We start from the raw sequence: 13,040 nt of genomic DNA on the forward strand, positions 1-13,040 counted from the left end.
CCCCGGCGGCGGAATTGCCATATGACCGATCCATGGACAGTCTCATCGAACCCTCTTCACTAACCGGCCTGGAGCCGGACACCATTTCCATTTCCAACGTCAATCTCTCGCTCGGCACGGGCGCGGCACGCGTTCATATCCTGAAAGATATCAGCCTTCGTGTGGCACAGGGCGAAGCGATCGGCCTGATCGGACCGTCAGGTTCGGGGAAGTCGACCTTGCTAATGGTGATGGCGGGATTGGAGCGGCCTGACAGCGGAGAGGTGGTGGTGTCAGGCACGCCGTTCAATGCCCTCGACGAGGACGCCCTCGCCCGCTTCCGCGGCCGCCAGGTCGGCATCGTGTTCCAGTCGTTCCATCTGATCCCGACCATGACGGCGCTGGAGAACGTCGCGGTGCCGCTGGAGCTCGCCGGCAATCCCGATGCGGCCAAGCGAGCCGAGCAGGAGCTGACTTCGGTCGGCCTCGGCGATCGGCTGCATCATTATCCGACGCAACTCTCCGGCGGCGAGCAGCAACGCGTCGCGCTGGCCCGCGCGCTGGCGCCGGATCCTGCGATCCTCGTCGCGGACGAACCGACCGGCAATCTCGACGAGGCGACCGGCAAGCAGATCGTCGACCTGCTCTTCACCAAGCATTCCGAGCGCGGCATGACCCTGGTGCTGGTGACGCACGACACCTCGCTGGCGCAACGCTGCGACCGCGTGGTGCGGCTGCGCTCGGGCCGCATCGACGGACAATCCACTTCATGACCATGGCGTCGGAAGCGGCTGGCGGCAGCCGCGCGTCTTCGCTGGCGCTGCGCTACGCGCTTCGCGAATTGCGCAGCGGCCTGCGCGGCTTTTACGTGTTCATCGCCTGCATCGCGCTCGGCGTGATGGCGATTGCCGGCGTCGGCTCGGTCGCGGCCAGCCTCAGCGACGGCCTGAGCCGGGAGGGCCGCACCTTGTTGGGCGGCGACGTCGCATTCTCGCTGATCCAGCGCGAAGCCACGCCAGAGGAGATCGCCTTCCTGCGCGCCCGCGGCGAGGTTTCGGTTGCCGCCGCCTTGCGCGTCATGGCCCGCAGCGGCGACGGCAGGCTGGCGCTGGTCGAACTCAAGGCGGTGGACGGCAAATACCCGATGCTCGGGGAGTTGACGCTTGATCCCAAGATGCCGGTGGCGGACTTGTTGGCCGAGCGCGACGGCGTATTCGGCGCGGCGGTGGATTCCGTGCTGCTGGCGCGGCTCGATCTCAAGATCGGCGACCGCATCAGCATCGGCAACGCCAACTACCAGATCCGCAGCGTGGTCGGCGCCGAACCGGACAAGCTCGCCGGCAATGTCGGGCTCGGGCCGCGCGTCCTGGTCAGCGAGACCAGTCTGCGCGCGACCGGATTGCTGCAGCCCGGCAGCCTGGTGCGCTGGATCTACCGGTTGAAATTGCCTGATAATGCGGCCGACGAGCGCGCCGCGACCCAACTGATCGACAGCGTGCGGGCCGCGCTGCCGGAGGCGGGCTGGTGGATCCGCAGCCGCGCCAACGCCTCGCCGCAACTCGAACGCACCATCAGCCGTTTCACCCAGTTCCTGACGCTGGTCGGCCTCGCCGCGCTGCTGGTCGGCGGTGTCGGCGTCGCCAACGCCGTCAAGAGCCATATCGACCGCCGCCGTGACGTCATCGCCTCGTTCAAGGCGCTCGGCGCCACCGGCCGCGACGTTTTCACGATCTACCTGACCCAGGTGGTCGTGCTGGCCGGGATCGGCTCCATCATCGGGCTCGTCGCCGGGGCGGCCCTGCCGTTCGTCATCGTCGGCCTGTTCGGCAAGCTGCTACCGCTGCCGGTGATTCCCGCGCTGCATCTCGACGAACTCGCACTGTCCTTCATCTACGGCCTGCTGACCGCGCTCGCGTTCGGGCTGTGGCCACTCGGACGGGTGCACGACGTGCCGGTGGCGGCGCTGTTCCGCGAGGAAGTCGCCCGCGAATGGCACCGTCCGCGCTGGCGATACCTCGCCTTGATGGCCGTCGTGATTGCGCTTTTGATCGCGGTCGCCATCGGCCTTGCCTACGACAAGCGCATCGCGGCCGTGTTCGTCGCCTCGTCGGTCGCGGTGTTCGCGCTGCTGCGCGGCGTCGCCGCCGGCCTGATGGCGCTGGCCCGCCGGCTGCCGCGATCCGATATCACCATGCTGCGGCTGGCGATTGCCAACATCTACCGCCCCGGCGCGCTGACGCCGTCGGTCGTGATGTCGCTGGGCCTTGGCCTCGCCGTCCTCGTCACCATCACCCAGATCGACGGCAATCTGCGCCGGCAGTTCCTGGCGGCGTTGCCGGACCGCGCGCCCTCGTTCTACTTCATCGACATCCCGACCTCGGAAGCCGATCGCTTCGGCGCATTTCTCAAGCAGACAGCGCCGCAATCGACCGTGGAGGATGTGCCGATGCTGCGCGGACGCATCGTCGCAGCCCGCGGCATCAAGGCCGACGAGCTCAAGCCAACGCGGGATACCGAATGGGTGCTGCAGAGCGACCGCGGCCTGACCTATACGGCCGACGTCCCCAAGGGCTCGAAAGTCGTCGAGGGCGATTGGTGGGCTCCGGACTATCGCGGGCCGCCGCTGGTCTCGATGGAGAAAAAGATCGCCGACGGAATGAAGCTCAAGATCGGCGACGAGATCGTCGTCAATGTGCTGGGCCGCGACATCCCGGCGAAGATCGCCAATCTGCGCAACGTCGACTGGCAGGGCCTCGGCATCAATTTCGTGCTGGTGTTCTCGCCCAACGCCTTCAAGGGCGCGCCGCACACCCATGTCGCGACCCTGTCCGAGGCGCACCCGGATCCGGCCGGCGACGCCCGGATCATCAAGCAGGTGGCCGACGCATTCCCGATGGTGACCAGTGTGCGGGTCCGCGAGGCGCTGGACACGATCGGCACCGTCGTCACCAATCTCACGCTCGCGATTCGCGGCGCCAGCGCCGTGACGCTGATTTCGGCCATCCTGGTGCTGGGCGGCGCGCTCGCCGCCGGCCATCGCCACCGGGTCTATGACGCTGTCATCCTGAAGACCCTTGGCGCGACGCGGGTGCGGCTGCTCGGCGCCTACGCGCTGGAATACCTGATGATCGGCCTCGCCACGGCGGTGTTCGGCGTGATCGCAGGCTCGGTCGCGGCCTGGCTGATCGTGACCCGGCTGATGACGCTGAGCTTCATCTGGCAGGCCGGCAGCGCCGCCGGCGTTGTCGCTGCGGCCCTGATCGTGACCGTAGGCCTCGGACTCGCCGGCACGTTGCTGGCCCTGAACCAGAAGCCGGCCAGCGTGCTGCGAAATTTGTGACAATTTGTAGCGGGCGGCAAAGCCGCGTTAACGCTGCTTTTGCTGGAAAATAGCGATCTAGAGCGACATTCAGCCGCGCGTGGAAGCTTGCAGCGAATGTGTTAGTTTCCCACATACCAGCCTGGGACAGAGGCCGGTTTGATGACACCGAATTAATGTCAGCAAATCGCGGCCTTTGGGCTAGATATTCGAACCGGCGACGCAAACCCCTTGCGATCCGCCGGGCAACCAACGGGAATTCGACCATGTCGGACCTAGACCGTAACTACGCTTCTCCTTTCGGCCGGGCCGCCGGACGCGTCGATGCCGCGGCCGTCGATGCCGGTCTGCGCGCGTACATGCTGCGCATCTACAATTACATGTCGATCGGCTTGGCCATCACCGGCCTGGCGGCGCTCGGCGTCTACATGATGGCGGTGACCCCGGATCAGTCGGCCGGCGTCGCCAAGTTCGGCAGGGAGTTCCTGACGCCGTTCGGCTACGCGATGTATGTCAGCCCGTTGAAGTGGCTGTTTATCCTCGCGCCGCTGGTCATGGTGTTCGCGATCTCGTTTGGCATCAACCGGCTGAGGCCCGCGACGGCACAATTGCTGTTCTGGGCGTTCGCGGCGCTGATGGGCGTCTCGCTGTCGTCGATCTTCCTGGTGTACACGCACACCTCGATCGTGCGGGTGTTCTTCATCACGGCGGCGACCTTCGGCGCGCTGAGCCTCTACGGCTACACCACCAAGCGTGACATGAGCGGCATGGCGTCGTTCCTGTTCATGGGCCTGATCGGCATCATCATCGCGAGCCTGGTCAACATGTTCCTCGGCAGCTCGATGCTGCAGTTCATCATCTCGGTGGTGGGCGTGCTGGTGTTCGCGGGCCTCACCGCCTATGACACCCAGCGGCTGAAGAACGACTACATCTACGGCTATGCCTCGCAGGGCGGTGACATTGCGGAAAAGGCGGCGATTACCGGCGCACTTTCGCTCTACCTGAACTTCATCAACCTGTTCACGCTGCTGCTGCAGCTGCTTGGCCAGCGCGACTAGCGCTCCCGGGAGCGCAACTAGCGCTCCTGGCCCAGCCAAAGAATTGAAGCCCCGGCCTCGCGGCCGGGGCTTTTCTTTTGCGGCTAGCAAAAATAATCTGTCACCATGTCTACGCCAGAAATCAGGCCCGCCACCGAGGCCGACCTCCCCTTCGTCACCGAAATCTACGAGCACGCGGTGCGCTACGGCACCGCGACATTCGAGCTGATCCCGCCCGATCTCGCCGAGATGACCCGGCGGTTCCGTGCGCTGATGGAAGGGGGTTTCCCGTATTTCGTCGCCGCGGTGGAAGGCCGGGTGATCGGATATGCCTATGCCGGCCCCTACCGCCCTCGGCCGGCCTATCGCTTCACGGTGGAGAACTCGGTCTATCTGCAGCCGGCGACCCACCGCCGCGGCATCGGCCTGTTGCTGCTGCAGCGGCTGATCGCCGAATGCGAAGCGCGGGGCTACCGCCAAATGATCGCCGTCATCGGCGATTCCGCCAACGCCGGCTCGATCGGCGTCCACACCAGGACCGGCTTCCAGATGATCGGAACGCACCCCTGCGTCGGTCTCAAATTCGGACGCTGGCTGGACACGGTGATGATGCAGCGCGCGCTCGGCGAAGGCGCCACGACGGTGCCGGCGGATTCGAAAGCTTCGTAGCCGGATGGAGCCAACGGCCTACAGGACCGCGCTAGACAACCGCCAGCTTGCGATCGATCACCAGCAGTACGCGCTCAAGCTCATGGCCGCGGCGCAGGATCAGCCCGGTCGCTGAGATCACGCTGTACATGCCCTGCTTGCGCGCCAGCCGCGGATCCTTCTCGATGCGATAGATCGGGACTTCGGAGGCGCGGCGGAACACCGAGAACACCGCGCGGTCCTTCAAGAAGTCGATGGCATAGTCGCGCCACTCGCCATCGGCGACCATGCGGCCGTACAGATTGAGGATGCGATTGAGCTCCAGGCGATTGAACGTAACGCTACTCGGCAGCGGACTGGCAGTGGCGGTGCGCGCCACCGCGCGACTCCCGCTTGGATCAGTGTCCTCCGACATCGAACTCATCGAGCGCCTCCTGTCGTCTCCGGCATGATCTTGCTCCGAAAAACCGGTCCCTGGTTTGCGCTGACGCGGCCCTTCGGGTCGGGATCATGACAATGACATGATCGCGCTAACCGCCGGGCACCGCAAGGCCCTTTGAAATTGCGGCGGAAAATCGTGACGGGCCGTCCGGCAACACCGGAAATGCCGAGTCACGGGAACGTTAGAGGAATCATATTGCTGCCCCACTTCCGCCCATCGCCCGCCCCGCTGGCTTGCGACAAGTGAATCCTGCGTTGACCCGGTCCTTTCGGTTCCGGATTCCTCAGCCCCCAGCCCCCCGGGGCCGTCGGGATCGGGTCTGTTCGCAGGGGAGCTTTCTCCCGCACTGGGCCAACGAGAGTTGGTCCTTTTTCTTTTGGGGGACGCTCAAGCAAATGCCGCGCGGGGCTCTGGCTTCGCCAGTTGCACCGCGGCCCTCAGCCCAGAATCTTCAGCATCGTAGCCCGGATAAAGCGAAGCGAAGCGTAATCCGGGGATGGCGCGAACGGAGATAGTTGTCCCGGATTGCGCGGAGTTTATCATCGGGCGCGCATTCGCGCGACCCGTTGGCTTCATCCGGGCTTCTGTAACGGGCCTCGATTAGTCAATCCCTTTTGCGTCATCCGCTCGCCGGGAACTTGCTTCTGTACGGGATCGGCGCAAGGGCCGTCGCCTGATGGGGTTCGTAAGAGGATAGGTCGGCCAATCTACGGAAGCGTGATCACATCGTTCGATGTGTCGACATCCCGGATGTCGGCCTGACCTGATCCATCGTCCCGGCGAAGGGACTTCGCTTCGGGAAGGCTGGTGTCGTGACCCGCCCGAAAACCTGTCGTTTTTGCTCCTAAGCCGTTGCAGCGTTAGCCTTGGTGGCCGGATTGAAGGGCGCACCGTCCTTGAGTATGCGATGCATGATCACGGCGAGCTTGCGGGCCAGCGCGACCTTAGCCTTGTTCATGCCGGCCCGTTTGGCGATCCGCATCGCCCAGCTCTTGAGCTGCGAACATCCCTTGATCGGCTTCGTCAGCATGATGTGAGCGGCCTGGTAGAGCGCCTCGCGCACGGAAGCGTCGCCGATCTTGCTGATCCGGCCCGATCGGTCGGTCTCGCCGGACTGGTGCTTCTTCGGCGTCAACCCAAAATGCGACCCGGCTTGCTTGGAGGATGTGAACCGCGCGGGATCATCGATCGCTGCGGCATAGGTCAGTGAGATGATTGGCCCCACCGCAGGCGTCGACATCAACAACCTGGCCTTGGCATTCATCAGCGACATCCTGCCTGCCCGCTTCTCGAAGGCCTTGAACTCGCTCAGCAGGACGGTCCGCACCTTGAGCAGCGCTTCTGCGATCACTTCCAGGTTGGGATGCCCCTTCACCAACTCGTTGATCCGTCCAGCAAAATCTGTTCCCGTCGTTTTGCCGACCTTCAGCCCAAAGCCGCGCAAGATCCCGCGCAGGCTGTTCTCGACGTCCAGAAGCTTGCTCTGAACCAGCTTGCGCGCCGTCAGCAAGGCTCTCACTTCCTGCGCCGCCACCGACTTGCAGTGAACCGGCCGGAACCAGCCCAGCCGCATCAGTTGCGCGATCCCCCGTGCGTCATTGCGGTCCGACTTCACTGGCATCGCCTTGAACGCGTCGTGCACGTGCCGCGTCTCCAACAGCTCAACTGCGAGCCCAGCCTGCTTCATCACCGCGTACAGCCATTGCGACAGCGGCCCAGCTTCCAGCCCGATCCGGCCCAGCCCGATCCCGAGCGAGGTGAACCAACCGATCAGCGCCGCCGGCTCGCTTGCCACCTTGCTCTCGCGGAAAATCTTGCCGTTCCCATCAACAACGCACACGCTTGAGCATTCCAATGACACGTCGATTCCTGCATAATACTCCATGGTCGTCTCTCCTTGATGCTTGGAGCGAGGTCCATCCTCGACTCCGTAAACACCATCCATGTGAGGGACGACCGCCCGCCTTCCAAGCAAGCCGCGCGAAGCGCGCACCCAACAGCGCCGTAGCAAGCGCGGCTTGCTTGGAAGGCAGACCGGGGCCCGTTACCCCATCTACGAACGCTCAAAACGCTTCAGTGAAAATCAGCGCAGCGGCGTATAGGCCGCGCCCAGCATCGGGCCGGGCTTTTCGCGATTGCCGTCCTGGACATAGACGACCGCGGCATCGACGCCATCGCGGGAGATGTTTTCAAGCGGAACGGTCCAGCTTCCGGAATTGCCGTTCCAGTCCCCGACCTTCAGGATGTTGCGCACCACATTGTAGTAGGTGACCTGGCGGCCGCGGTTTTCGCCGCGCCCGATCGAGATCGGCACCGCCTTCGAGACCGAGCAAATCCAGACTTCGCCCTGCGATGAAGTCGGCGCGTTGCTCGCCGCCACCGACACGTTGATGTGCTTGCCGGACAACGTCATCGTCACCGGCACCGACATCACGCCGGCGGCCTTCTGGGTGTGCTGGATTGCGCTGTCGATGCCTGCACGATCGCTGCCGACCACCTTCGCCGAACCGTTGACGATGACCTGCGGCGTGTAGACGTCGCGATCGCCACGCATTTGCGAATAGGCTTTCTGGCGCGCGCTGAAGCGCGAGTCCGCCAGCGTATCCTTCCAGCCCAGATAATCCCAATATTCGATCGGCATGCTCAGCGCGATTACGTTGGGGTCCTTGGCAAGCTCGCCAATGATCTCGTCGGCCGGCGGGCACGACGAGCAGCCTTGCGAGGTGAACAGCTCGACGACCGCGCGCGGGTCGGCATGAGCGGGACGGATAATCGCGACAATGGCACAGACGCCAAGCGCACTCGACCATCGCGAAATCGAACTATTGGCCATCATCGCTGTCATACTGCGAACCGGTCCTGGCGATTTCTATCCGTATTTGTACGGGGCATGATTTTCTATCCCTAAGCGCGCACCCCAGACGCAAGAAAGCGGCCTTTTCATAGGCCGCCTTCTTCCCGGTCGCTACTCACGTAGCAGTGAGGCACCGATCACAAATCCGCGTTTCAAGACGTTTTCAAGCGAAGTGGATACCGGTTCGCGTGAAGAAACGCCTCAAAACAGAACTCAAGCCGCAAGCTTGCGTAGCACATAGTGCAGAATACCGCCGTTGCGGTAGTAGTCGAGCTCGTCGAGCGTATCGATGCGGCAGAGCAGCGAAACGCGCTGCAGCGAACCGTCGCCGGACACGATTTCCGCGGTCAGCTTCTGGCGCGGCTTCAAATCGCCCTGCAGGCCGCGGATCGTCACCTTCTCGTCGCCCTTCAGCCCGATCGACGTCCAGGACTGGCCGTCCTCGAAGGTCAGCGGCAGCACGCCCATGCCGACGAGGTTGGAGCGATGGATGCGCTCGAAGCTCTGGCAGATCACCGCGCGGACGCCGAGCAGCCTGGTGCCCTTCGCCGCCCAGTCACGCGACGAGCCGTTGCCGTATTCGGCGCCGGCGAACACCACCAGCGGCACCTGCTCGGCCTGGTACTTCATCGCCGCGTCGTAGATCGACATCTGCTCGCCGTCGGGCCAATGTTTGGTCAATCCGCCTTCCGGAATGTTTCCATCAGCGCCCTTGAGCATGAAGTTCTTGATGCGGATATTCGCAAACGTGCCGCGCATCATGATCTCATGGTTGCCGCGCCGCGTGCCGTACTGGTTGAAGTCGGCCGGACGCACCTGATGCTCCGACAGATATTTTCCGGCCGGAGAGGTCAGCTTGATCGAACCGGCCGGCGAGATGTGGTCGGTGGTGATCTTGTCGCCGAACATCGCCAGAATCCGCGCATCGACCACGTCGACGATCGGTTCCGGTTCTTTCTTCATGCCTTCGAAGTAGGGCGGGTTCTGCACGTAGGTCGAGCTCATGTTCCAGCGATAGGTCTCGCTCTCGACCGTCTTGATCTTGCGCCAGTTGGTGTCGCCCTTGAACACGTCGGCGTAGCGCTTCTTGAAGATCGTCGCGGTGACGAACTTCTTCATGTAGGCGTTGATTTCCTTGGTGGTCGGCCAGATGTCCTTCAGGAACACCGGCTTGCCGTCCTTGCCTTCGCCGATCGGCTCGACCGAAAGGTCCTTGGTCACGGTGCCGGCCAGCGCATAGGCGACGACCAGCGGCGGCGAGGCGAGATAATTCGCCTGCACGTCCGGCGACACGCGACCTTCGAAATTTCGGTTACCCGACAACACGGCGGCGGCGACGATGCCATTGTCGTTGATCGACTTCGAAATATCCTCCGGCAGCGGGCCGGAATTGCCGATGCAGGTGGTGCAGCCGAAGCCGACCAGGTTGAAGCCGACCTTGTCGAGATCGAGCTGCAGTCCGGAGTTGGAAAGATATTCCGCGACCACCTGGCTGCCCGGCGCCAGCGAGGTCTTGACCCATGGCTTGGCCTTCAGGCCCTTGGCGGCCGCGTTGCGGGCCAACAGGCCCGCGCCGATCAGCACGCTCGGATTTGACGTGTTGGTGCATGAGGTGATCGCCGCGATCACGACGTCGCCATGGCCGAGATCGAAATTGCGGTTCTCGACGGCGTAGCGATGCGAGGCATCCGCCGCCTTCTTGTACTCGGTGGTCATCGCCGCGGAGAAGCCCGAGGCGACCGCCGGAAGTGCGACGCGGCCTTCGGGGCGCTTCGGTCCGGCCATCGAGGGCACCACGTCGGCAAGATCGAGCGTCAGTGTTTCCGTGAACACCGGATCGGCCGATTTGGCGGTACGGAACAGGCCCTGCGCCTTGGCATAGGCCGCAACCAGTTTCACACGGTCCGCCTTGCGGCCCGAGGTTTTCAGATAATCGATGGTCGCGGCATCGACCGGGAAGAAGCCGCAGGTCGCGCCATATTCCGGCGCCATGTTGCCGATCGTCGCCTTGTCCGCGACCGAAAGATAATCGAGGCCGGGGCCGTAGAACTCGACGAACTTTCCGACCACGCCCTGCTTGCGCAGCATCTGCGTCACGGTCAGCACCAGGTCGGTGGCGGTAACGCCTTCCTTCATCTGGCCCTTGAGCTTGAAGCCGATCACTTCGGGCAGCAGCATCGACTGCGGCTGGCCGAGCATCGCAGCTTCCGCCTCGATGCCGCCAACGCCCCAGCCCAGCACGGCCAGACCGTTGACCATCGTGGTGTGCGAATCGGTGCCGACCAGCGTGTCGGGATAGGCGACTTCGAACGTGCCGGTCTTCCTGCCGACGGTCATCTTCTCCTTGCGGGTCCACACCGTCTGGGCGAGGTATTCGAGATTGACCTGGTGGCAGATGCCGGTGCCGGGCGGCACCACCGAGAAATTCGTGAACGCCTTCTGGCCCCACTTCAGGAACTCGTAGCGCTCCTGGTTCTGCTTGTATTCCTCGACCACGTTCTTGCCGAACGCCTTGTTGTCACCGAAGAAGTTGACGATCACGCTGTGGTCGATGACGAGGTCGACCGGCACCAGCGGGTTGATCTTTTCGGCATCGCCGCCGAGCGCCTGCATCGCGTTGCGCATCGCGGCGAGATCGACCACCGCCGGCACGCCGGTGAAATCCTGCATCAGCACGCGTGCGGGGCGAAACGAGATTTCATGCTCGAGCTTGCGCGTCTTCAGCCATTTCGACACCGCGATGATGTCGGCCTTCTTGACCGTACGGTCGTCTTCAAAACGCAGCAGGTTTTCCAGCAGCACCTTCATCGAATAGGGGAGCTTGGAAATTCCCTTCAGACCGTTCTTCTCGGCGGCGGGCAGGCTGTAATACACGTAGGTCTTGCCACCGACCTTGAGGGTCTTGCGGCATTTGAAGCTGTCGAGCGAGGTCATGTCAGGAAATCCCAATTCTCAGTTATACCCGGCAAAGGGTATTTAAACACCGTCAGCGCGGTCGGCTTACCGGCTTGCGGCCGCCGGTTGTGTGCTGCATCAAGTTCCGGGCTTATAGAATCTTTCTAGATGCGCCGCCACAACCACGATCGTGCTGCAGCATTGCGCGACCCAAAAATTCTGATGCGGTACCCCAAGGTTTTCTGAAGGGCCGTAACGAGGCAAGATGCGGCTCAGAGGACGCCAGATCGATTGTGTGCGGGGTGGGCGCGCGGTGTTTTCCGGGCTCGATTTCGAGGCCGCATCTGGCCACGCGCTCGCCGTCATCGGCCCCAACGGCTCCGGCAAGACGTCACTGCTGCGGCTGATCGCGGGCTTGCTGGTGCCGGCAGGCGGATCGGTCGCGCTGGAAGGCGGCGCGGACGAACTGACGCTGCCCGAGCAGGCCCATTATCTCGGCCATCGCGACGCACTGAAACCCGCGCTCAGCGTGCTTGAAAACCTGTCATTCTGGCGGGATTTTCTGGGCGGGGACGCCAGCGATCCCCATGAAAGCCTCGCCAGAGTGGGGCTCGCGCACGCCACGAATCTGCCGGCGGCGTATCTGTCGGCCGGCCAACGGCGGCGGTTGTCGATCGGCCGGCTGCTCGCGGTGCGGCGGCCGGTCTGGCTGCTGGACGAGCCGACCTCGGCGCTCGATGCCGCCGGGCAGGATCTGTTCGCTGGCCTGATGCGCGACCACCTCGCGCGCGGCGGCATCATCGTCGCGGCCACCCACGCGCCGCTCGGGATCGAGGCGGGCGAATTGCGGATGGGAGGGCCGGCATGACGTTGCTCCAGCATCTCTCGTCGCACGCGGCTCTCGCCGTTCCCTCCCCCCTTGCGGGGGAGGGTCAGGGAGAGGGGTATCCCACGACGCGCTCTCTCCGTTCGACCTCGGACAACCGGTGCTTCCAACAAACACTGTTTCCGGAGCCACCCCTCTCCCCCGCCCTCCCCCGCAGGGGGGGAGGGAGCTACCGGTGTACGCCGCCACAGCGGAGTGCACATCGCATGCAGCCATTGCGAGCGCCGGCATGACCGCCCTTGCCGCGCTGATTCGACGCGATATCAGGATCGCGCTGCGCGTCGGCGGCGGCGCGCTGATCGGCGTGCTGTTCTTCCTCACCGTCACTGTGCTGATGCCGTTTGCACTCGGGCCCGATTTGGCGCTGCTGACGCGGCTCGGGCCCTCCATTCTCTGGCTCGGCGCGCTGCTGGCCAGTCTGCTCACGCTCGACCGCCTGTTCACATCAGACCACGAGGACGGCTCGCTCGATCTGATCGTGATGGGCCGGACGCCGCTGGAACTGGCCTGTGCTGCGAAAGCGCTGGCGCACTGGCTCGCCGCCGGGCTGCCGCTGATCTTAGCTACCCCCGTGCTTGGGCTGATGCTCAATCTCGACGCCACCGCGACCTCGGCCGTGGCGCTGACGCTGCTGGTGGGAACGCCGGCGCTGACTTTTATCGGCATGATCGGCGCCGCGCTGGCGGTGACGCTGCATCGCGGCGGGTTGTTGCTCGCGGTGCTGGTGCTGCCGCTGTCGATCCCGGTGCTGATTTTCGGCGTCGCAGCGTCGCAGGCCGCGATATCGGGACCGCTGCCGTTTGGAACACCGTTTTCGATCCTGTGCGCGATCTCGCTGGTCAGTTTCGTGATCGGACCGTTTGCCGCAGCCGCCAGCCTGCGGCACGGGCTGGACTAGATAATCTGACGCATGCCGATCAACACTTGATGGAACAGACCAAGCCGCATTGCCTGCCCCGCCGCCGACGATTATCAGGATG

General features: G+C 64.0%; 10 protein-coding genes. 6 read left to right on the forward strand and 4 right to left on the reverse strand.

Annotated elements, in window-relative coordinates; all coding sequences use genetic code 11:
- Positions 1 to 32 precede the first annotated feature (32 nt).
- The 4 genes from ABIE49_RS20480 (at position 33) to ABIE49_RS20495 (ending at position 5,004) form a co-directional block, all read left to right on the forward strand.
- Positions 33 to 752 carry an ABC transporter ATP-binding protein gene (locus tag ABIE49_RS20480; RefSeq protein ID WP_192739015.1) on the forward strand — a complete coding sequence of 240 codons (720 nt, stop codon included), beginning with the start codon at positions 33 to 35 and terminating at the stop codon, positions 750 to 752.
- Positions 749 to 3,319, forward strand: a complete 2,571-nt coding sequence (locus ABIE49_RS20485) for an ABC transporter permease (RefSeq protein WP_192739014.1) — start codon at positions 749 to 751, stop codon at positions 3,317 to 3,319. Before ABIE49_RS20480 ends, ABIE49_RS20485 begins: the two co-directional genes overlap by 4 nt.
- Positions 3,320 to 3,564: 245 nt before the next feature.
- Entirely contained in the window at positions 3,565 to 4,356 is a 792-nt protein-coding gene (locus tag ABIE49_RS20490) for a Bax inhibitor-1/YccA family protein (RefSeq protein ID WP_192739013.1), read from the forward strand.
- A 105-nt stretch (positions 4,357 to 4,461) separates the two neighbouring features.
- The gene (locus tag ABIE49_RS20495; protein WP_192739012.1) at positions 4,462 to 5,004 is read left to right on the forward strand and encodes a GNAT family N-acetyltransferase; all 543 of its coding nucleotides are present in this window, start codon (positions 4,462 to 4,464) and stop codon (positions 5,002 to 5,004) included.
- Positions 5,005 to 5,035: 31 nt separating this feature from the next.
- On the opposite strand, the gene ABIE49_RS20500 is transcribed toward ABIE49_RS20495, so the two are convergent.
- From ABIE49_RS20500 to acnA, 4 genes are all read right to left on the reverse strand, one after another.
- Positions 5,036 to 5,407, reverse strand: a complete 372-nt coding sequence (locus ABIE49_RS20500; protein WP_192739011.1) for a DUF2794 domain-containing protein — start codon at positions 5,405 to 5,407, stop codon at positions 5,036 to 5,038.
- Between the two features lie 862 nt (positions 5,408 to 6,269).
- On the reverse strand, positions 6,270 to 7,310 hold the full coding sequence (locus ABIE49_RS20505) for an IS110 family RNA-guided transposase (RefSeq protein WP_192740894.1): 1,041 nt from the start codon (positions 7,308 to 7,310) through the stop codon (positions 6,270 to 6,272).
- Positions 7,311 to 7,508: 198 nt separating this feature from the next.
- On the reverse strand, positions 7,509 to 8,270 hold the full coding sequence (locus ABIE49_RS20510; protein ID WP_192739310.1) for a DUF1223 domain-containing protein: 762 nt from the start codon (positions 8,268 to 8,270) through the stop codon (positions 7,509 to 7,511).
- A gap of 222 nt (positions 8,271 to 8,492) precedes the next feature.
- Positions 8,493 to 11,213, reverse strand: coding sequence for an aconitate hydratase AcnA (gene acnA, locus ABIE49_RS20515; protein ID WP_192739311.1), 2,721 nt, complete (start codon positions 11,211 to 11,213; stop codon positions 8,493 to 8,495).
- Positions 11,214 to 11,439: 226 nt separating this feature from the next.
- On the opposite strand from acnA, the gene ccmA reads away from it, so the two are divergent.
- Positions 11,440 to 12,042 carry a heme ABC exporter ATP-binding protein CcmA gene (ccmA, locus tag ABIE49_RS20520; protein ID WP_192739312.1) on the forward strand — a complete coding sequence of 201 codons (603 nt, stop codon included), beginning with the start codon at positions 11,440 to 11,442 and terminating at the stop codon, positions 12,040 to 12,042.
- Positions 12,043 to 12,289: 247 nt separating this feature from the next.
- Positions 12,290 to 12,958, forward strand: coding sequence for a heme exporter protein CcmB (gene ccmB / locus ABIE49_RS20525; protein WP_192739313.1), 669 nt, complete (start codon positions 12,290 to 12,292; stop codon positions 12,956 to 12,958).
- The last annotated feature ends 82 nt before the right edge of the window (positions 12,959 to 13,040 follow it).

The organism is Bradyrhizobium sp. OAE829 (assembly GCF_040546575.1).
Taxonomy (GTDB): domain Bacteria; phylum Pseudomonadota; class Alphaproteobacteria; order Rhizobiales; family Xanthobacteraceae; genus Bradyrhizobium.